This window comes from Bacillus sp. SRI_025 (assembly GCF_057592095.1).
Window position 1 is genome coordinate 421,444 of record NZ_JBYEGB010000001.1, and the last position, 21,095, is coordinate 442,538.

15 protein-coding genes are annotated in these 21,095 nt (G+C 40.6%); 2 read left to right on the plus strand and 13 right to left on the minus strand.

Going from position 1 to position 21,095, the window contains the following annotated elements:
* Positions 1 to 3: 3 nt before the first annotated feature.
* From AC20OE_RS02190 to tagD, 5 genes are all read right to left on the minus strand, one after another.
* A complete protein-coding gene (locus AC20OE_RS02190) occupies positions 4 to 831 on the minus strand; it encodes an ABC transporter permease (protein WP_099663720.1) in 828 nt (275 codons plus the stop codon).
* A gap of 171 nt (positions 832 to 1,002) precedes the next feature.
* The gene (locus tag AC20OE_RS02195) at positions 1,003 to 3,369 is read right to left on the minus strand and encodes a CDP-glycerol glycerophosphotransferase family protein (protein WP_099663721.1); all 2,367 of its coding nucleotides are present in this window, start codon (positions 3,367 to 3,369) and stop codon (positions 1,003 to 1,005) included.
* A gap of 184 nt (positions 3,370 to 3,553) precedes the next feature.
* Entirely contained in the window at positions 3,554 to 5,827 is a 2,274-nt protein-coding gene (locus AC20OE_RS02200; RefSeq protein WP_487268233.1) for a CDP-glycerol glycerophosphotransferase family protein, read from the minus strand.
* Between the two features lie 43 nt (positions 5,828 to 5,870).
* Positions 5,871 to 7,337: an alpha-glucosyltransferase N-terminal domain-containing protein gene (locus AC20OE_RS02205; RefSeq protein ID WP_487268235.1), complete on the minus strand. Its 1,467-nt coding sequence runs from the start codon at positions 7,335 to 7,337 to the stop codon at positions 5,871 to 5,873.
* A gap of 97 nt (positions 7,338 to 7,434) precedes the next feature.
* Positions 7,435 to 7,824 carry a glycerol-3-phosphate cytidylyltransferase gene (gene tagD / locus AC20OE_RS02210; protein ID WP_008343212.1) on the minus strand — a complete coding sequence of 130 codons (390 nt, stop codon included), beginning with the start codon at positions 7,822 to 7,824 and terminating at the stop codon, positions 7,435 to 7,437.
* A 359-nt stretch (positions 7,825 to 8,183) separates the two neighbouring features.
* Between tagD and AC20OE_RS02215 the strand changes: the two genes are divergently transcribed.
* Positions 8,184 to 8,954, plus strand: coding sequence for a WecB/TagA/CpsF family glycosyltransferase (locus tag AC20OE_RS02215; protein ID WP_039181899.1), 771 nt, complete (start codon positions 8,184 to 8,186; stop codon positions 8,952 to 8,954).
* 11 nt (positions 8,955 to 8,965) lie between these two features.
* The gene (locus AC20OE_RS02220; RefSeq protein ID WP_487268238.1) at positions 8,966 to 10,156 is read left to right on the plus strand and encodes a CDP-glycerol glycerophosphotransferase family protein; all 1,191 of its coding nucleotides are present in this window, start codon (positions 8,966 to 8,968) and stop codon (positions 10,154 to 10,156) included.
* A gap of 17 nt (positions 10,157 to 10,173) precedes the next feature.
* On the opposite strand, the gene AC20OE_RS02225 is transcribed toward AC20OE_RS02220, so the two are convergent.
* The 8 genes from AC20OE_RS02225 to AC20OE_RS02260 form a co-directional block, all read right to left on the minus strand.
* Positions 10,174 to 12,804: an N-acetylglucosaminidase gene (locus AC20OE_RS02225; RefSeq protein ID WP_144494034.1), complete on the minus strand. Its 2,631-nt coding sequence runs from the start codon at positions 12,802 to 12,804 to the stop codon at positions 10,174 to 10,176.
* 124 nt (positions 12,805 to 12,928) lie between these two features.
* A complete protein-coding gene (gene manA, locus AC20OE_RS02230; RefSeq protein ID WP_144494032.1) occupies positions 12,929 to 13,879 on the minus strand; it encodes a mannose-6-phosphate isomerase, class I in 951 nt (316 codons plus the stop codon).
* A gap of 147 nt (positions 13,880 to 14,026) precedes the next feature.
* Entirely contained in the window at positions 14,027 to 14,848 is an 822-nt protein-coding gene (locus tag AC20OE_RS02235) for a carbohydrate ABC transporter permease (protein ID WP_024426281.1), read from the minus strand.
* Positions 14,845 to 15,816, minus strand: a complete 972-nt coding sequence (locus tag AC20OE_RS02240) for a carbohydrate ABC transporter permease (RefSeq protein WP_200885522.1) — start codon at positions 15,814 to 15,816, stop codon at positions 14,845 to 14,847. The genes AC20OE_RS02235 and AC20OE_RS02240 overlap by 4 nt, the downstream gene beginning before the upstream one ends.
* A 55-nt stretch (positions 15,817 to 15,871) precedes the next feature.
* Positions 15,872 to 17,137 carry an ABC transporter substrate-binding protein gene (locus AC20OE_RS02245; protein WP_487268242.1) on the minus strand — a complete coding sequence of 422 codons (1,266 nt, stop codon included), beginning with the start codon at positions 17,135 to 17,137 and terminating at the stop codon, positions 15,872 to 15,874.
* Between the two features lie 102 nt (positions 17,138 to 17,239).
* Entirely contained in the window at positions 17,240 to 18,658 is a 1,419-nt protein-coding gene (locus tag AC20OE_RS02250; RefSeq protein ID WP_487268244.1) for a response regulator, read from the minus strand.
* Positions 18,652 to 20,094: a sensor histidine kinase gene (locus AC20OE_RS02255; RefSeq protein ID WP_487268246.1), complete on the minus strand. Its 1,443-nt coding sequence runs from the start codon at positions 20,092 to 20,094 to the stop codon at positions 18,652 to 18,654. Before AC20OE_RS02255 ends, AC20OE_RS02250 begins: the two co-directional genes overlap by 7 nt.
* A complete protein-coding gene (locus AC20OE_RS02260; RefSeq protein WP_047201902.1) occupies positions 20,091 to 21,092 on the minus strand; it encodes a sugar-binding protein in 1,002 nt (333 codons plus the stop codon). Before AC20OE_RS02260 ends, AC20OE_RS02255 begins: the two co-directional genes overlap by 4 nt.
* Positions 21,093 to 21,095: the final 3 nt, after the last annotated feature.

Genomic DNA, 21,095 nt, shown 5'->3' on the forward strand with positions numbered 1-21,095 from the left:
TTTTTAAAGAAAATCGACAAATTTATCCCTAAATTTCATATGAAGCAATGAACCGGCTGTTAAAAGAAGAAGCGTGATCAGCCAAAAATAAAGTGTGTATTTGACATCATGGAAGAACCATTCTCCCTTTAATAAACTATTTCTAAAACCATCAATAATGTAGAAAAGAGGATTCAATCTTAATATGTCCCCAATCCACGCCTTGTCTCCAGTGAGCTTTTCTGAGATATTCCAAAAAATCGGCAGCAAAAAGAAAAGTAATCGTGTCACGGATTGTAAAAGAAATTGATAGTCTCTCACGAGTACGCTAATTGTGGAATTAAACAAACTAAACGAAAACATAAACGCGATCATACAAATAAGATAGTATATATATTGCAGCCAATGCGCGTCAGGATAGATGCCATAAGAAATCAGCACGATCAAATAGACGCCCATCATAACAAAGTAGCTGAACAAGTTGGACATAATCACCACAGACGGCAGCGCACTAATCGGAAAATTCATTTTCGATACCATATTAATGCGTTTAAACACACTGTTTGATCCATCAAGAATGGTCGGACTAATGAAGAACCAAGGGATTAATCCGGCAAGCATCCAGATGATAAATGGAACCTCCACGCCGCCAATGACAATTGGCTGTCCTCCGCGAATACCCATACCAAAAACAAACCAGTAAGCCAGCATTTGAATCAATGGATTTAAAAACTGCCATAAAACACCTAAATAATTCATCTGATATTTTGATTTTGTTTCATAAACAGCAAGTCGCATAATCAGCGGAAATGAACTGATTTGCTCCTTTAGTATCGTCAACATTGCGTTCATTCTAATCTTCCTTAGATATAAGTTTTTGGGATTACTTTTTTAAAAAGCACCGCTCATAATTGTAACAGATAACGATGCACATTTCATCTTATAACAAAAGTCATGCACGTCAAACTAGAAGACAAAAAACCCCTGAATCGTTACAATCATAGATTCAGGGGGCATAAGACATTAGATAATTTGATGCTCTTTTAAGAAATCTGTAATTCTTTTCGTATTTTGATTATCGTTAAAGCTGTTAATTTTCAAATATTTTTCTTGATATTCATCTTCCACAACATACTCATTCTCAATCGCATGTTTGACAATACGAATGAGCTCTTGAGTATTGTATGCAATCGGTCCTGGTGCATTTTCTTCGTTTACAGGAGGAATCGCTTTATACTGTCTAATCAAGTAATCTTTTTCTTCCCAATAAAAAATAGGGTATGCTCCTCTATATTGTGCATCATAAATAGCAGAAGAGTAATCAGTGATAAACACCTTTGATACTTTTAGCGCTTCTGATGGATTATCAGAAATAATATGTTTATACTGAGGCAGGTTTTGATAAACGTACTGAGAAAATTTGTTATGCGGTACAATTAACAGTCGATCAAGAAGACCTGCTTCTTCAAAGCTTTTAATGATTTTAATCAGAACTCTATAGTAAGATGTTTCTTCGATTCTATTAGTATATATTAGCCCCTCTTCCCAATAGCGGTAAGTTGGCATAAAGGCGATCTTATCTGCACCGTCTACTAATTTGGCATGATCGAAAGTTGCGAGACCTGTCAAAATCAAATCCTCACGGTCATATTTCATTTTGTAGAATTCACCAGCCTCTAGTTCAGAACTGATGACTGATTTATAAATATTATATTGGTTCTTGTCTTTATGGAATCCAAAGGCCATTGGATTATCAACTGGTTTCGCAAACATTATTCCATGCTGCAAAAAGACAAGTGGAACACTCATAATTCTCTCTCTAAGATGATCAATGTATAATCGATCATTCAGAACATGGTTGGATAACTCACTTGAAATAAAGTAGCTGGCATTGAAGATACTTAAATAATGTCTCAGACTATATTTAGGAATGATACCCTTTCCATACTTAGCTTTAAGTGCCGGATAAGCACTTGATTTCTTATTCAGAATAAAGTAATTTCTTGAGTCTGTTTGACAATTCTCTTGTACATAGTCATACACTCTAATAGCGGATTCATCAGCTTTATCACTCTTTTTCTCAAAAAACAAATTCACACCATACTTCTTGTCTTTATAGAATGATGATAAGATACTCGCTATTTTTATTTTTACTTTACTAAATAAAGAATATTCCTGTGAATAAGGAATAATGGTTGAAGTCACATTTCCAAATAAATTTGTTCTTAGTACTTGAAGCTTGTCCCCATTCTTTTTCGTGATATATGTTTTCACCTTTTTATCTCTTTTTTTCAGCCTTAAACTATGAATAATTCGGTGATCATTTCCAACGAATAGGTTATTATGGATTCTGCTGTCTAAGTCAAGATCATTTAACGAAATTTTAAAGAAACCATACCTTTTTAGGAATTTGATCTTTCTAAATGGTCTTATAAATTTCGCCACTTGGTGATCAGAATTTCTAATGTACAGATATTCATATTTTTGGTCTGAATTATACGCGTAATGTGTCAGTCTTCCATAAACATAAAAGCTCTTAAACAAACTAAAAATACGTAGTCTTGATGTATGTTTTGTAACGAGATAAGGGTTTCCTCTTACTAAGTAAACACCATTCGTTCTTACATATATGTAATACCTTTGTTTATTAATCACCAAAATATTAAGGATATTGTCTTCTTTGAATTGCTCTAATGTATCTTTACCAAAAACCTTGAGCGGCTGATATCTAGGAACAAGTCTAAAGTTGACGATTTTCTTTTGCTCAGTCACTTTATTTAAAATTTTGATTTGATTACGATTATTCACAGTCACTTCAATATCTTTATGTTCCTGCATTACATCAAACAAAATTTTCCTTACATTTAGTTCTTTATTTTGGCAGTCATACGTAACGACAAAGTTGAAGGGACTATATTCGATAAAGGAGATGTCGACAAATCTTCTATCAGCCCCATGAATCTTCAAGTTCATTTTATAATTCTGATTAATCTCATCTACGTTCAGCAGCCCTGAGAATAATAACAATTCCTCTTCGCCTCTATATAAGCCATAGCGATCTAACCCTAATTGTTTGACATATATATCTTCAAATTGATTGTTAATTTCAATAGGATGTATTTGATTTGGTTGAAGGATGTCAGAGCTTTCTTTGACAATATACAAGTTCTGATCCTTAGCATAGAGATAGACCATTTCATTAGAATGATCTATTGAGGATTCAAAAATCATCTGATCCTTTACATTAATTTCACAAATCCTCTTTGATTCGTTTACATTTAGCTCTTTAAATTCAAAAGTACACAACTTCTCTATGTCATCAATATATAACACTAACTTTTGTTCATCTAAATTAAGAATTTCTATAAAATTATGATAAAGTTTGTACATTGAAGCACCTCTATATTATTTTCAGCATTTTTACAGTACCGGATAATCTTATCTAAATTTAGCATGTTTACTGTTAAATTTCTACGTTTTTTTATTTTTACCATTACTTTTAAATATGTGTACATTGGAATAAAAAACACAAAAAAAGTACCGTTCAAAAGGCGAAGAACGGTACTTTTTTAAACTATTTTTCAGAAAACACTACTTCAACGACCCGCTTCGAAGATTCTCCAGTCTCTAAGTAGCAGAATTTCTCATAAAACGGCGAGAATGCCTCTGGTAATGTAAAAGATGGCTGTTCTGTTTCTCTTACCCAGTCAATAACACTTGCTGTTTCTTTCACAAGCGGTCCAGGTGCTTCTTGTTCAAAGTCGAAGTAGAAGCCTCTGAGCTTGTCACGATAGGTTTCAATGTCTGGCACATAGAACAGCATCGGACGTTTGAGGTTTGCATAATCAAAGAACACAGATGAGTAATCTGTGATGAGCAGATCTGAAATCATATAAAGGTCTCTAATGTCTTCGTAATGAGAGAAGTCATAGGCAAAGCCTTCATATGGTCCTAAATCAAAGTTTTCAGCAACTAGATAGTGCATACGCAGAATGATAATATATTCATCTCCGATAGCAGCTCTGAGCTCATGCAGATCAAGGTCTAAATCAAATTTGTACTGCCCTTTTTTATAAAATTGATCGTCTCTCCATGTCGGTGCGTATAAGATCAATTTTTTATCGAGCGGCAGGTTCATTTTTTGTTTCAGTGCTCTCATCGTTTCTTCATTGTTTTGATTGTGAAGGAAGTCATTTCTCGGATATCCTGACTCAATCATGGTCTTTTGGAATTGGAACGCACGTGTAAAGATTTCAGTCGAGTAGGCATTAGGAGAGATGAGATAATCCCAATTCGATGCTTCTTTCGTGAAATTCTTTTTGTATTTCTTCGTGTTTGTTCCAGGCATATGCACCTCGTCCATGTCCATTGCCAGTCGTTTTAACGGCGTACCATGCCAAGTCTGCAAGTATGTTGTGTGATCTGGCTTTGGAACCCATAGCGGCAGACGGCTGTTTACGACCCAATACTCAGCTCTTGCCATCGCAAAAATCCATTTCAATGACAGACGATTGATATAATAGATGCCTTTTTCCTTAAACGGTGCTTCATGACCCTTTTTAACGCTCCAGATCAGTGTATATTCAGGGTGATTTTCTTTCATATACTCGTAAATACCACGCGGATTACAACTGAATTGTTTTCCGTTAAAGCTTTCAAAAACAACAGTTTTCTTTTTCACAGACAGCTTACTCGCCAGTTTAAAGGTCGTTTTAAACGTTCTTGTCACAAGGCGGTTACGGACTTTTTTGATTTTACCGATCTTCTTTTTGAATTTCTTCCACTTGCTTTTGACGTAATACTTGGCACGTGTTTTCATGGTGTAGTCATTAATACGGATGCCAAGCGTTTGTCTTTTTTTCTTTCGGTACACTTCATATCGAATCGGTACATCGTTTCTCTTATGAATTTGAACAAGTCCTTTGAGTTTGTTCGAGCGGTCTCCAAGCACTAAAGAAGTGGTTGTTAATGTTTCCTCTACTCCGTTCACGTCGCAGATAAATTCAAGATAGAAGCGATATACAAGGCGCTTGTTCAAGGAATAGGTTAATTCAGATAAAGGAACTTCAGCTAAAAATTGATAAAGCTGTGGTACCTGTTGATCATCACGGTATTTGATCACTTCATCTTTTATATGGGTGATATTGACCGGAAAACGATGTTCAATTGGTTCTTCACCATTTTTCTTCAATAGAAGTTTTGCTTCTTTGATCTCATATGGATGTTCTGCACTTAGAACACCTGCATACCCGGATAAAGATAACATACATCCTTTGTTGAGCTCGATTTGATTGAATTTCACAACCTTTAGCTCACGCTTGATTTTCAAAGAAGCATTCCCTTTGTCTGTGCGGTATGGAATGATATACAGCATGGTGTCTTTATTTTCTAAAAAAGTCAGCTCAGGCTTTTCTACTTCCATTTTTAAACGGCGTTTATAGTTTGACGTTTTCTCTTCAGATTCATTATCTGTATTGATATCTGCTTCTTTTACTTCTTCTTCCTCTTCTTCGGAATCAGAATCATAAGCTGAGTCCTCAAGCTCGTCCTCATCCTCTTCTTGGTTTGTGCTTAAATAGTCCGTGACATACAAGTTATATGTCTGGCCTTGCTCTAACGCAAGCGGCAGCGATGATTCACTCAATACCAATTTGAATAGATTCTCTTCTTGATGAACAAGCGGAAGGAAAAGCTCTTGTTTTGATACTCTTTCCCTCATAAACAAATAAAATTCCCTATCTGTTAATGGCATGTCATCATCGATGCGAATCAGCATTTCTAGTTTCTCATGGTGATTTTTTAACCCTTCAACAACACTCTTCTTCTTATGAATTCCCTCTTCAATCATTAATCGTTAATCTCCTCTGTTCAGAAATCTTACCGTTATATGGCTATTTCACTTTCCAAGAATAGTTTCCTTGCTTCGTTTGATATGACCATCCATCGATGGACGATGGTTTATTCGTAAGCAGCTCGCCTTCTATTTCTAGACGCTGCAAAACCTCTTGAAGTTCTTCTGTTTTAAAACGAATGTAAAAATCCACAAATTTCGTTTGGTTGATTTCAATGTTTTTCTTTGTTTGAAAATGGCCAATTGGGAAGCTGACTAGATGGTTTTCATCGATTGTTTGAGAGATGATTTCAGCTCCATTCACTCGATCATATCCTGCAAAATCAATTTGCACATGATCCGCATGACTCATTTCATCTTTTACATCGAGTTGAAGGTGAAGAACATGATGCTCAGAGCTTAAATCACGCAGGACCCATTTCATGCTGTCAACGATCCCTCTCAGTTCATCTTTATGCTTACGATTTTCGAGCATATGATGAATGGCCGTATTCCAAACAGTCTCTTCGTCAGAAGGAACAAGATAAAAATAAGCTTGTTCTCCCAAGACTTTCTCGACATCTTCTTTATGCTCAGTATCCCCAAAAAAGACAGCATCCACTTGCTGTTTTCTTATTTGTTTAAATAATTCTCCATATTGAGAATTAACTTGATGCAGATCTTCTTCATAATGTGCGTGATGCACAAATGCAGCGTAATAGGTGGTTTCAGGCTGATCGATTTTAAACAGGTGGCGGTCTTGATCACGGTCCTCTGTGATCATCAGTTTCAAACGGTCATTTTGTGATTGAATGCTGGATAGCCATAATTGTTTAATATCCGTCTTCTTTGTAAATGTTTGAATTCCTGTTTTTTTATACCAATTGATATGCCGAACTGGATTCTTTTTTGCATCACCAGAATAAATGATCTCCATATAAATGCTTCCGTCGGCACTGATTAATTCCTCTAAGTATAGAGCACCTGTATGTGGAACAAAGCTTTGTACTCTGCACAAAACGCCCTGCCAATTGTATTCTTCCCTCTTCACTAGTTGCTTCTTTTCATTATATTGATCAATATAACAAATGGGGGAAGCAGGCAATTCATATCTCGTCACTTGAATCGTGGATTCATCTTCGGGAAAAATAGCTTCATTGATCTGATGTGGTGATTCACCGGCAATAAATTCTAAATAACGTCTTTTACTTCCGCTTAGCGGTAAGATATAGTGTTCAAATACATTCAAGATGTCCACTTGGTTAGGAATTGTCTCCTCCAAGCTGTGAATACGTTCTTTCACATTTGCATCGTAATTTAAAGTTAAAATTGCAGTACGCTTATGCTGATCAGCCAAGGGCTTAATTCTTATCTTTAAAGATTTCGTTAAGCTCTCATCCTGTTTTGGCACATCACCCATAATAAAGTAGTAATCCATATCAGGCATGTCCACTGATGCCAGCTTTTCATGTTGTTCAGATTGATCCAATGTATCTTCAACTTTTTTCTTCATCCAATTTTGAAACAAAGGAAGCTCTCCTTAAAAATAATGATGACTTGCTCATTGTATTTTACATGAAAAAGTACTTCTCACCAAAAGATAAGAAGTACTTTTTTTCGATCTATTAAAGTCCCGCAATTTCTTCCTTAATTTGTGTTGTCGAGATGCCTTCTGTTCTCTTCAAGTATACGACTTCGCAATGTTCTTTTAAGAAATCGAATTTACCTTCCCAGTCATCTCCCATGACAAACACATCGATATCGTGCTCTTGCACGTCACGGACTTTTTGATCCCAGCTGTTTTCTGGAATGACTTCGTCTACATAACGAATGGTTTCAAGAATCAGCTTTCTATGCTCGTAGCTGTGATAAGCTTTTTTTGATTTTTGTAAATTAAACTCGTCTGTAGAGATGGCAACCACTAAGTAATCTCCGAGCTGCTTTGCACGCTCTAGCAGCTTAATGTGCCCCCAGTGTAATAAATCAAATGTACCGTAAGTAATAACTTTCTTCATTGCAAACATAAACTCCTTTCTTCAATCCTTATTCGACTGCATTCGTGCAGTAATTTATCCGTAATTCTGTGATATTCGATTCGCTCTTCGGAACCTCATTATATCACAGCGCCCACCAAACGTTAAGCGGATGTAAAGACAAACTATTTCCAATTTATTGGGCGCAGGAGGAAAAGTCCGAGGAATCAATGTTTCACAAAGGATCGTCCAGATGAAATGATGAAAATGTCATGAAATTTAAAGGTTTGTAAAGTTATTGTTAATATTTCATGGAGCATCTGTGATAAAATGATGAGTAGGCGAAGAATGAATTTACAATGAACGTTCATAGATAACAAGATAAAAAGGAGGTCTAAACAATGCAAACAGAAGTGGTCTCTAACCTTTCTTATGTAAACGGCGACTTAGATGAATTTATCAGCTATATGAACCAGCATCATATTTCTCAGAAAAGAGGCGCCATGATTGCGACTGTCAATCCAGAGATAGGCTATGCCGTCATGAAGGATCATGCGTACCATCAAGTCGTCTCATCTGCGGATTATGTACTGCCGGATGGCGTAGGCGTCGTGTTGATGTCTCGCATGACCCAAAGTCCGCTTAAGTCAAGAATTGCCGGCTTTGATGTCTTCATGTCTATGCTTGATCTAGCAAACAAGCAGTCTAAAAGAATCTTTTTATATGGTGCGAAAAAAGAAGTGCTTGAGGCTGTGAAACAGCGAATTGATACGGAATATCCAAATGTGGTCCTTGCCGGAAGCTGTGACGGCTATCAAGCAGATAAACGTTTCGTAGCGAAGCAAATCGCGCGCTCGAAACCTGATATGGTGTTCGTTGCATTAGGTTATCCAAACCAGGAGAACTTTATTTACGAATACCGCCATTTATTCCCGCAGGCTGTTTGCATCGGTTTAGGCGGAAGCTTTGATGTATTTAGCGGAACGGTGAAGCGTGCACCACGCTGGATGATTAAGACAAATACAGAATGGCTGTATAGATTGATTGTGAATCCATGGAGATGGAAACGAATGCTGAATATTCCTAAGTACGCTTTTGCCGTATTGAAGGAAAGCAAAGGGAAAAAACGTTACTATCCTGAGCAGGTAAAGGATCAGACGAAGCAGCTGTGAGAGACTGACAAATGATGAATATACGCTCAATGATGATTTCATGTTACGCAGCTTTTATTTCTTTCATTGGATGGCTGATGAGCGGCGTGAAACCGCGTGAAAACCAGGTGACGCTGCTTGTTTCGTTCCAAGAGAATGCGGCTGCTCTCATTCATACTTATCAGCAACAGGCGAACATGACAATGAAGCTTACTGTCCTCTATACGAAGCATGCTTCTGCGATAGAAAAGGACGGGCCTCATCTGTCATTTCGCTATTTTCATGAAAAAAATCCTCTCCATCTCATTCAATGTATGTATACGATGTTTAAAAGCAAGGTTGTCGTGACGGATAATTACTTTCTCATGACGAGTGTGCTTAGAAAACGGCCTTCTACCACCTGTATTCAAGTATGGCATGCCAATGGCGCTTTGAAAAAGTTCGGGCTTGAAGATGCTTCAAATTCTGAACGAAGTCCCCGTGACATCGAGCGCTTCAAACGTGTCTATGCGTCTTTCGACTATATCGTAACAGGCTCAGATCACATGCGTGAGATTTTCAAGACCTCGTTTGGAGCCAATGATGAACGCTTTTTACCAACTGGTGTACCACTGACGGATCTGTACTATGAACAGCATCAGCCTTCCTTAAAGCTGAATGATATCCCAAAAGGGAAAAAGATCCTGCTCTATACACCGACCTATCGAGACTTTGCAATGGACAGCCTTGTCCTGCCTTTTTCAAAAGAGCAATTGCAAAATGAGCTGAATGGCAATTGTATTCTGCTCGTCAAGCTTCATCCTGCGGTCAAACATTTAGCGAAAGCAGAAACAGACGGTGAATGGATATTTGATGTGTCCGATCAGCCGCTCTATCCATTGCTTTGTGCTTGTGATGTCCTAGTGACAGATTATTCGTCGATTGTGTTTGAATATGCACTGCTCGAAAAGCCTGTCTTGTTCTTCACTTATGACTTAGACACTTATCGGGAGAAACGCGGCTTAGTTGATCGGTATGAAGACATCATTCCTGGAAAGGCTTGCGTCACTCAAGACATGCTCTTGCAGGAGCTTTTACACCTAAACGGATCAACCAATAAAGAACGAATCAAAACCTTTGCTGAGGAATGGAACCAATATTCAAAGGGACAATCAAGTCAGCAGCTCCTTTCATTCATTGAACAGCAGCTGCTCTTACAAAAAAAACGTCCGGCTTCTCAATAGGAAGCACGGACGTTTTTTTATTTGTTATACACTGGGATATCGTAATACAGCGTATAGTCATCAAGCAGGTTATACAAACTATACATACGAGTGACTTGCTTAGAAGCCCAGCCAATATCTGTTGCATATTGATGAGTTGCTGTAGCAGACCAGCGCATTTTATAAATCGTATCTTGTTTGTATGTCGCATTATTGATGTAGCTGTTGCCAATGAATTTTGCCCCGCCAATAATCGCAGCCTCTGGTGTGAACCATTGCTGTTCATACGCATACTTTGCACCGAGATAATTCGGATTGCTGTCATATGCACCAATGCCATACATGTTATATACTTTCTTTCCATTAAACATTGTACCATTCGCTAAAATGGAACTTCCGTTACCCGTTTCAAGCAACGCATGAGAAATAAGATAAATTTCGTTGATATGATACGTTTTTGCTGCTGTAATAAAGGCTTGTCCTTTTCCAGCAAGAATCCCTTTGCCTGCTAAAATCTTTGTATTGACCTCTGCCGGATTGAGATTCGCAGCTTCAGAGAGTTTCAGAAATTGAAAATAAGATTGCGTGCCTTCTGCAATATTGGCTGGATCTACATATTTTTGCACCTCTGCTGCACTTGCATTTCTCCAGCCGAGGTTGATCCTGATCCAGTTTCCTTCTTTTCCAAGCTGTTTCACTTTTGCTCCTTTATTCAGCTGTGCGACAATGTTGCTTGCAGAGCTCGAATCAGGTGTTGAACGGACATTTAAGCCATCTGTATTCACTGTCGATGTTGCTTGGTCTACATATGCTGCATAGACATAGGCCGCACCATCTGTCTGTGGTGACACCTTCATTTGTTTGTTTACCATCTCATTGACAGTGAGGTTGTAGTTCGTTTGCATGACCATTGGGCCATTTTTAATTTTTACGGCTGTGGCAGTCCAGCCATATTGGCTTTTCACAAATGCAATGGCTTCATTTACAGTTGGTAATCCTGTAAATTGCTGCGTAATGTTAATTTTGTAAGTTGGTTTCGTTGTTGTTGTATACGCAGCATTTTCATTCCGTTTTTTGAAAAATGCCATGCCTTGGTCACGCAGTGCAGCTGTTGAGATAGCACCTGTTTTGATCTGATATTGAGCATAATCGACTGCACCTGTTTTTTGGGCAACAGCCTTCATTTTTTGTTTCGTCAAATAGCTGAGTGCTTGATTCAGTTTTGTCTGATTCACTGTCGGCTCTGTCGTGATACGGTATTGCTTGACCGCTTCAGTCAGCGTTTTTGTACTGCTGGCAATACCATTTTTCTTGATGATCTCTTGAGCCTGCTTCACTTTAGTTTGTTCATATACAGGTGTTGTCTTAAGACTATATGTTTTGCTGACAGCCTGTCCCTTACTTGTCTTGATGCTGCTTGTCACCTTCTGCGTTTTTAAGTATGCGGCACCTTTATTCACTTTCGCTTGGTCCACTGCTTGATTGACGACGAGTCGATATGTGCTGTCTGATACCTTGCCTGTTTTTTTCGTTGTCGCAGATACTTTTTTCTTTTGGAAGAAAGCCGCTGCTTTTTTCGCTTGTTCATCTCCTAAAAGGTTCCCCGTCACGACTTGATATGGCTGTGTAGAAGAAATCTTTTTAGATGTGTAGCGCCATTTCTTTTTCTTGAAAAAAGCTATCGTTTTTGCGTAAGCTGTATCGTTCAATTGATTGAGCTTTACGATATAATTTTTTGTTTTTCCCACTCGCTGCACAGTACCTGCAGCACCGGTTTGCTTCTTAATTTGAGCCGCAGCTGAAGCTGCTTGTTTGTTGTCTTTGAAATAGCCTGATTCCAAGCTGTAGACATTTTTTAAGGCTCCTGTCTTTTGAATCTTCCCGCTGATTTTTGCTTCTTTTTGCAGCTGAGTAAGGAGTGTCTGTGCTTTCGACTGGTTCGCTTGTGCAGCGGATGTGACGATGTAATACGGCTTACCCGGTGTTACCGTTTGAAGCACTGGTTTTAAACCGGATGCCTTCTGAAAACCTTGCAGAATGGTATTTGCCTTACTTTGTCCAACAATACCGCTTGAAATCAGCTGATATACAGTGCCAGCTTTGTTTTCGGTTTGGTATGTACTGGTGACGCCTGCCTGCTTTTGCAACTCGGTTTGAATATTTTTCACTTTCGTTTCAGAATCAATGGTTCCTGATATGACCTGATAAGAAGGCCTGCTTTGATTGATAACTTCATAGGAGCTATTGAGCCCAGATGTTTTTGTTAGCTCAAGTGAGAGCTTTTTCGCCTGATTTTCATCGTTAACTGGGTCAGATACGACCTTTTGTAAAGGAAGGCGGTCACCTACTGGAGACACCGTACCGCTCATGCCCACCTCTTTTTTTAATGCAGCTGCACTTGCACTCGCTGCTGCTTGTGACTCATACCCTGAGGCAGTGAGCTGATAGCTCGACGTATTTCCTGAGGTTTGGTAAGTGGCTGTCCACTTTTTGTCCTTCTTCAGTGTTTCCACTGCTTTTTTCACTTCTGCTTCTGTTGTAAATACCTTTGTGGTGTTCATCGTATAAATGGATTGGTCGACATAGGAGGCTGCTTGCGCTTCTTTACCCGTGTGTAATGTCATACCAAAGGCAGCTGCGAGTAACATAATCTTGATGGTTTTTTTCACGTTCCCTGTCCCTCTCTTAACTTTGCATAATAGTCTACTAATCTCTTTATCGACAAAAACAAGTACTCTTTCAAGTCATTTATGCAATAGAAAAATAGAGGACCCTCCTGAAGTCCTCTTTGCCTTATATATGCGACACAATCAGTTCACAAGATCCTTCAATTGAGAAGCTTCCTGTTTCAGCCGGCAGAATAAAATGAGCGCCCTTTGGCAGTGGATATGTGTTTCCGTCATGCTCTAAAGACCCTTCTCCATCAATCACACTGCATAGCAAAAACGGATAATCCTGCGAAATCTCTACTTTTTGATCAATTTCCCATTTATACACAGAGAAGTATTCTGCTTCAACAAATGTACGAATGGTCACTCCTCGGCGTGTTTCAACTGATTCATCTGCATAACCGTCTACATGAGGAACCGTCGTGACATCAATTGCTTGTGCAAAATGAAGTTCACGTTCGTTGCCATCCTGGTCTTTTCGTTCATAATCATATACGCGATAGGTTGTATCTGAGCTTTGCTGCGTTTCAAGGACAAGCGTTCCTTCGCAAAGCGCATGAATAGTACCGCTTGGCACATAATAAAAATCACCAGGCTTAATTTTCACCCGCCGCAAAAGACCTTCCCAATCTCCGCTATTCATCATGGTGACAAGCTCAGTTCTTGTTCTTGCATTGTGCCCATAGATCATTTCCGCTCCTTCTTTGCAGTCAATGATATACCAGCACTCTGTTTTTCCAAGCTCGCCATTTTCATGTCTTTCCGCATAATCATCATCTGGATGTACTTGAACGGACAAGTCTTGGTTTGCATCTAAAATTTTGGTTAACAGCGGGAAGCGATCGCCTTCTATCCCCCCGAACAATTCTCTATGATTGTCCCAAAGTTCGATCAGCGTTTTCCCTTTATATGGACCGTCTTGCACGACACTTGGTCCGTTTGGATGAGCAGAAATTGCCCAGCATTCTCCCGTTTGATCAGAAGGAATATCGTAGCCAAATTGATCCCTTAAGGCTGTACCTCCCCATATTCTTTCCTTCAATTCAGGCAGTAAAAAAATTGGTGACTGCTTCATTCAGGATGACTCCTCCCTTTGCTACCCTTTGATAATCCTTACCTAGCTTGATGAAAACTAGTAAGTCTCAACTTTTATTATGACGCTATCTAAAGAGAAGTCAATCCTTTCAGTACACCGAATGAAAACGATAACACAAAAATTGTTTTACCCTTTGACAGAGCCTGCAAGAAGCCCTTTGACAAAGTATTTTCCAAGAAGAATATAGACGAGTAGTGTCGGCAGCGCAGCCAATATCGCTCCTGCCATTTGGACGTTCCACTGCACAATTTGACTGCCTGATAGATTTTGCAAGGCAACCATCACCGGCTGATGCTCCGCAGTGGTCATCGTGACTGCAAATAAAAATTCATTCCACACATTTGTGAACTGCCAAATGGCGACCACAACAAACCCCGTGATCGAAAGCGGAAGAATCATATGTCTGAAAATCCCAATAAACCCTGCGCCATCCATTTTCGCCGATTCAATCATTTCATCTGGGATGCTCACATAGAAATTTCGGAACATGAGCGTTGTGATCGGAAGTCCGTATACGACATGGACAAGCACAAGCCCTGGAATTGAATTATACAATCCGACTTCACGCAAAAATTGAATAAGTGGAATTAGAATACTTTGATATGGGATAAACATCCCAAACAGCATCAGCGTAAAGACGACTTCTGATCCTTTAAAACGCCATTTTGATAATACATAGCCATTCATTGCACCTAATACAGCTGACAGTAAAGTAGCAGGAATGACTAGATAAAGAGAATTCATTAAATTAGGCGCCAGCTTTTCAAACGCGATTTGATAGCTTGAAAAATCGATTGTGGATGGCAGCGACCACATTCGTTCAAGGGTGACTTCACCTAATGGCTTCAAGCTTGTGACGAGCATGACATAAACTGGCATCAAAAAAAATAGACTGCACAAAATCAATAAAGCATAAAGAACTGGACGGACAAACCATCTGGCTGTCATGATGAAGCCCCCTTCCGGCTCGACAGGAGGTATGGCACGATAAAGACCGCAACAGAGACCAGCATGACAATCGCAATGGCGGCACCGCCTGCATAATGGTTTCCTCTAAAGGTCATTTCAAACATATACACGCCCGGGACATCGGTGACAAAGTTCGCACCCGGTCCTGTCATCGAGTAAATCAAATCGAAAATCTTTAATGAAATATGAGCCATGATGATAACAACACTTGCAGTAATCGGTTTTAAAAGAGGAAAAATGATTTTCCAGTAAATCTGCCACTCCGATGCACCATCCATTCTAGCAGCCTCTCTTACTTCCTCTGGAATTCCTCGCAGACCCGCCAAATACATTGCCAGAGAGAAGCCTGTCATTTGCCAAACAGCTGCAATCACGACGGCAATCATGGCCGCAGGTACACCAAACTCAATTTTCCCCCAGACAAATCCGGCCAAAATGTTCGTATCCGTGTACCATTTAGGCTGGATACCGAGCGTTTTCAAAAATAAATTCACCCCTGTTGACGGGTTTAAAATCCATTGCCATACAACCCCTGTGACAACGAAGGAAAGGGCCATCGGAAAGAAGAATAAATTCCGAAAAAGAGATTCCCCCTTGATCTTCTGATCTAGTAAAATCGCAAGTGCAAGACCAGAGACAATGACAGCCCCAATAAAAAATAGAGTAAAAAAGACCGTGTTTCGAAGATCTGACTGAAAGCGGAAATCTTGAAACAGCATGGCATAATTGCGAAGACCTGCGAAAGAGAAATCAGGAACAAGCGTGGTCCAGTTTGATAATGACACATATCCTGTCCAGCCAATAAAGCCGTAAACAAAGATGAATAATAAAACCGCTGACGGGGCTAAAAAGAGCAGCGCCAGCAGCTGATCTCCATTCCATTTTTTCCGCATACGTTTGACCTTGGGCATAGATGTTTTTGTCATCGGCGATGTGTCCATGCGCATGAAGCTACACTCCTTTTAAAAAAGAGGCGGTGCCTAGCCGCCGCCTCTTTCGTCTTTATTTCATTGCATCTTTTAAAGATGATACAAACTGGCTGCTGTCTTTTTGTGTCACGAAGATATTGACGGCTTGATTCGCTTTCGTCACAAACCCTTCTTCAGCAGCTGAGCCATGAGCAAGAGACGGCGCCAGCTTTGACTCTTTAAATGCCTTCATCGCCGATTTTCCGTATTCATCATATTTTGATACATCTGCATCCACACGTGCTGGAATCGATCCTTTTAGCGGATTAAACGCATCCTGTCCTTCCACAGATCCTAAAACAGATAAGAATTTCTTCACGTTTTCTGGCTGTTTCACACCCTTTGGCAGTCCAAATGTATCGGTGATCACCATAAAGCTTCCTTCCGTTTCAGGAGTCGCCGTGTATCCAAAGTCTTGATTGACCTTCAAATCAAGATCATTCACAAAGTACCCCTTCGCCCAGTCGCCCATGACATTCATTGCTGCTTCCCCTTTTGCCACGAGCTGTGAGGCATCCTGCCAGTTACGTGAGCTGTGATCATCATTGACGTATTCGAGCATGCGCCCAAAGATGTCTGCCGCTTCCTTCACTTTCGGGTCATCCATTTTCATGTCGCCAGCCCAAAGTTTTTGATAACCATCTGCACCTAATACACCGAGCAAAACACTTTCAAACAAATGAGTCGCTGCCCAAGGCTCCTTATCTCCAAGCGCAAGTGGTGTGATCCCTTTTTTCTTTAATGCATCTGCTGTTTTGTAAAATTCATCAAATGTCGCTGGCGGCTCTAAGCCTGCATCATCAAATACCTTCTTGTTATACCAAAGCACATTGCCCCTGTGAATGTTCACTGGCACGGAATAGATTTTTCCATCTTTGCTGACAAGATCAATCAGTGATTCTGGAAATTTGTCTTTCCAGCCTTCTTTTTCATATAAATCATCCAGCGGCTCCATTTTGCCTGCCGCGACCCAGCTCTCATTCAGCTCCGCCCCGCCATGCACTTGAAACGTAGCAGGCGGATCATTCCCCTGCATACGGCTAGTCAGAACAGCCTTTGCATTCGTACCAGCACCACCTGCGACAGCTGCATTTTCAATTGGAATATCTTTATTCTTCTCTTCAAACAACTGGATGAGTGCCTTTAGCCCGTCTTCCTCACCCGCTCCTGTCCACCAAGAGAAAATTTCGAGCTTTTCCGTTCCGCCTTCTTTTTTTGCCTCTGAGTTCGTCGATGAACTGCAGGCAGTAACGATCAGCATACAGAGTGCAAGCAGTGTAAAGCCTAATTTGACCTTCATGATTGATCCCCCATCCCTATTTTGTAAGCGTTATCAAAATAAGTATAATGGCAGATCCTTGCTTTTTTTCAGGCAAACTTCTGAACTTTTTTATGAAATTCTTCATTTTTTTACGGCCTGTTTTCGATATTCCTTCGGTGAACAGCCGACCATCTTCTTAAACACACGGCTGACGTAATTAGGATCTGTATATCCTGCTTGATAGGTAATTTCTTTTAAGCTAAGCGAGCTGTCCTTGAGGAGCTTTTTGATTTTATCCAGCCGGCAGGTTGTCACATACTCTTTAAATGTCAGACCCGTCTCGTCTTTAAAACGTTTTGTGAAATAGGTTGGACTTAAATCAACATAAGCGGCTGTTTGCTCAAGTGTGATCTGTTCACAATAATGCGTTTTGATGTAACGTTTTGCCCGCTCAATGTCATTGATGGTCTGGGTTCTCGCTTCATACACGTCAAATAGGTGTTCACAGCACTGACGGCATTCAGCTGCGGTGCTGATTGTCAATATCGATAGATCTGTACGGAGACGTGATTTGAAGAGAATCAGCAGTTCCTTTACCTGTGAAATCGTCGCTCCCTCTAATTGAAAGGCATCAAATAAAGCCAGCGCATCCTCTCTTCTCCCTTCCTCGAGCGCCTGCATCATGCTGTCTGCAAGCTCCGGCAGATGAATCAATGGACCGGGCTTTATGTCTGTTTGGTAAAAACCATAACGAACAACGCCGCCACTCTTTTTTCGCTGATAATAGGAAAGCTTCGCCTCTGCTGCACTTTTCTGAAGATGAAGCGGGTTTGAGACTGGGTGCCCTATGCCAACGACAGGTGAAGGCTGACCATTTGTCATGGCAGCTCGAATGGCTTGCAGCACCTCTGCCTTAAGCTGACCTGGTCCTTGCTGACTATAAATGAAGCATGTAAACAGTTCACCCCCCATCTGAACCGGCACCGTATGAAATTGTGCAGATTTCTGTAAATCGTTCAACAGCTGATCCCCGCCCGTCCGCTGCACCGCGATGATAAGACCTGCTTCATATTCGGAAAATAGTTGTTGAAACTCCATGGAGGTATAGGATTGACCGTTCATGATATGGGCTTCAAGCCACTTTGACTGCTGATCGGCCGCTGCCGCCTGCCGCTGAGACGCCTCCTGCTTTATTTCTGCTGCTACAAATCGAATGGCTGCGATGGTTTCGTCTTTATCAGCTGGTTTAACAAGGTATTGTTTCACCCCTTCTTGCATCGCTTGCTTGGCGTAATCGAATGTATCGTAGGCTGTCAGCATAATGAATTTTGTATGAGGACTGCTTGCTTTGATCTGTTTGATCGCCGTCAGTCCATCCATGCCAGGCATCTGGATATCCATGAGCACAAGATGAATGGGCTCAGATCGCACGAATTCAACCGCCTTCTTTCCATTTTCCGCTTCTCCTGCTATATGACACTCTGGAACCCATTCGGTTAAGAACTTCCGCATCGCTAGTCGTTCTATTTTTTCATCATCGACAATCAGCACGTTCAGCATGCCGGTCCCTCCTTCATCGGAATAGCCAATTGTATGGTGGTGCCTTCGTTTGGCTTTGAATCAATTTGAAGGGCATTTTGCACCCCGTAAAACAAACGCAGTCTTGACATCACATTTCGAAGACCAATTCCTGTCGAGTGGCCTTTACTCAGGATGTTCGGATCTTCCTCTTCTTTTTCTGATAGCAATCTTCTTTTCTCCAATTCATTGATGCCCATCCCATTGTCCCGAATCCGAATCATCACATAGCCGCCTTCTTGATAGATTGAGAGCTCGACAAGTCCCTCTTCCTCCTTTGGCTCGACGCCATGAATAAAAGCATTTTCGACAAGCGGCTGTAAGGTGAGACTTGGGATATGTACAGATAAACACGATTCATCGATGGACGTTTTGCACGTAATACGATCGGCAAATCTCGTTTCTTGTATATGAAAATACTCTTTCACCACTTTCACTTCTTGTTCCAATGTAACGGATGTACTCAGAGCAGACAGCGAATACCGCATCAGCGTGGAAACGGATTGAATCAACCTCGATGTCGCTTCGGCTGATTCTAAGTAAGCCATACGTGAAACGATGTTTAATGTGTTAAATAAAAAATGCGGGTTCATTTGGTTTTGCAGCGTTTTTAGCTTCATGTCTTTGATTTTTTGATCCAATGCTGCCTTTTGTTTGATCTCTTCAATCATCATTTTCATCTCTTGCCGCATTCGCTGAAAGGCTTCATTTAAAACAGAAATTTCATCCTTTGAGGTGACATGCAAATTCGCTCCATCAAAATTTCCTTCTGATACTTCTTTTACGCTTCGGGACAGATGAACGATGGGTCTTGATATCCCGCCAGCAATCATATAAGCCATCCATAATGCGAGCCCGATTGATAACGTAAATAGACACAAGGTAAAGAGCGCATAGGTTTGATGCCTTTTTTGAAGAGATTGATAGAGTACTTGATATTCAGATAATTCATCATCAAGCAGGGTCATCGTCTGCTCTTGTATATAGGAGGAGACGGTTCTCACTTCCTTCACACTTGCAGCATATTCTTCGATTTTCCCTTCTTTTACATGTGTCATGGTCGCATCACTTTCATTGATGAGCGTCCGTATCATATATTGATATTTTTCAATCGATGGAATCGCAGCATGAAGCCCGGCATCCTTTCGCAGCGCTTGATCGTAGGATTTCATTTTTTGTTTTGACGTAAGGTATTCTTTGGCAAACTTCCGATCCTTTTCAATGGCATAGGCATTGACTTTTTCATACATCGTTTTCGCTTCTGTCGATATATCATTGAGCAGCAGAAAAGAACGGAAGCTCCTGCTATATTCTGATGTGATTTTTGAACTGCTCCAGTAGACAAAAAAAGCGGCTACGTTGCCAAGAAGCACAAGGATTAAAAATGCCAATAACAGCTTACTTCGAATCTTTCTCATGGCTGCATCCCCTGCTTTCTGTCTGTTTGCTGAAGAGGCAGATCCCCGCGCCGGATCACACTCGTTCCCGTGTACTGAAGCGGTTCTTCTTTTTCACCTTTTTGCAAACGAACAAGTGATTCAACCGCTTGATAGCCCATTTCATAAGGGTGCTGCACGACCACGGCATCAATCGTTCCATCATCAAGCGCCTGAATCGTATCAGGCAATGTGTCAAATGCAAGCACATAAAAATCAGTGGATGATTGATACTGTGCGATTGCTTGAATGATGCCTGCACCATCTAATGCACTTGTGCCATAAAATGCGGTGAGCTTCGCATGATCGTTTAATAGTTTATAAGCGGCACCTGAGGCACCTGACTTCGTAATGGCTGATTCTTCTATTCCAGCAATATGAATGCGTTTTTCAGCGGAGACGGCATCTCGAAAGCCTTTGACGCGCAGCTTTTGATGAATGGCATCCAGCCTGCCTGTGACAATTCCTACATACTGTTCACCTTTTGTATCTGCGATGAGTGCCTGCCCTGCGATAAAGCCTGAATAGTAATTGTCCGTTCCTACATACACTTGACGTTTGCTCCCTTCTGCATCCGTATCGACGGTGACGACATCAATTCCTTTTTCCCTCGCCTTCTGAAAAAGCGGTTTGTATTTTTTCGCATCAAGTCCCTGCGTCATAATGCCATCAACATGCCCAGCGATCGCCATATCGATGGTTTTCAGATGATCGTCGACATCCGCTTGCTTAGGGCCCAAATATTCTAGATACACGTGATGAACGTCTGCCGCATCAGCAGCTCCTTTTTGTACAAGCTGCCAATATTCGTTATCAAGTTCCTCCGGTACAAGGACAAAATGGTATTGATACGTTGACGCTGTTTTATCGGAAGCGCTTTCAATTTTAAATAAATCTTGACCTAATAACGTTAAAAAGATGACAGATACCACACAAAATGTGAGAAATGCGCTCATTCCGATCCACTTAGATAATTTCACCGT

Excerpts from the sequence above, each read along its gene's own strand:
- AC20OE_RS02190 (WP_099663720.1), bottom strand. The coding sequence starts at position 831 with ATGAACGCAATGTTGACGATACTAAAGGAGCAAATCAGTTCATTTCCG.
- AC20OE_RS02195 (WP_099663721.1), bottom strand. The coding sequence starts at position 3,369 with ATGTACAAACTTTATCATAATTTTATAGAAATTCTTAATTTAGATGAA.
- AC20OE_RS02200 (WP_487268233.1), bottom strand. The coding sequence starts at position 5,827 with ATGATTGAAGAGGGAATTCATAAGAAGAAGAGTGTTGTTGAAGGGTTA.
- tagD (WP_008343212.1), bottom strand. The coding sequence starts at position 7,824 with ATGAAGAAAGTTATTACTTACGGTACATTTGATTTATTACACTGGGGG.
- AC20OE_RS02215 (WP_039181899.1), top strand. The coding sequence starts at position 8,184 with ATGCAAACAGAAGTGGTCTCTAACCTTTCTTATGTAAACGGCGACTTA.
- AC20OE_RS02220 (WP_487268238.1), top strand. The coding sequence starts at position 8,966 with ATGATGAATATACGCTCAATGATGATTTCATGTTACGCAGCTTTTATT.
- manA (WP_144494032.1), bottom strand. The coding sequence starts at position 13,879 with ATGAAGCAGTCACCAATTTTTTTACTGCCTGAATTGAAGGAAAGAATA.
- AC20OE_RS02235 (WP_024426281.1), bottom strand. The coding sequence starts at position 14,848 with ATGACAGCCAGATGGTTTGTCCGTCCAGTTCTTTATGCTTTATTGATT.
- AC20OE_RS02240 (WP_200885522.1), bottom strand. The coding sequence starts at position 15,816 with ATGCGCATGGACACATCGCCGATGACAAAAACATCTATGCCCAAGGTC.
- AC20OE_RS02245 (WP_487268242.1), bottom strand. The coding sequence starts at position 17,137 with ATGAAGGTCAAATTAGGCTTTACACTGCTTGCACTCTGTATGCTGATC.
- AC20OE_RS02250 (WP_487268244.1), bottom strand. The coding sequence starts at position 18,658 with ATGCTGAACGTGCTGATTGTCGATGATGAAAAAATAGAACGACTAGCG.
- AC20OE_RS02255 (WP_487268246.1), bottom strand. The coding sequence starts at position 20,094 with ATGAGAAAGATTCGAAGTAAGCTGTTATTGGCATTTTTAATCCTTGTG.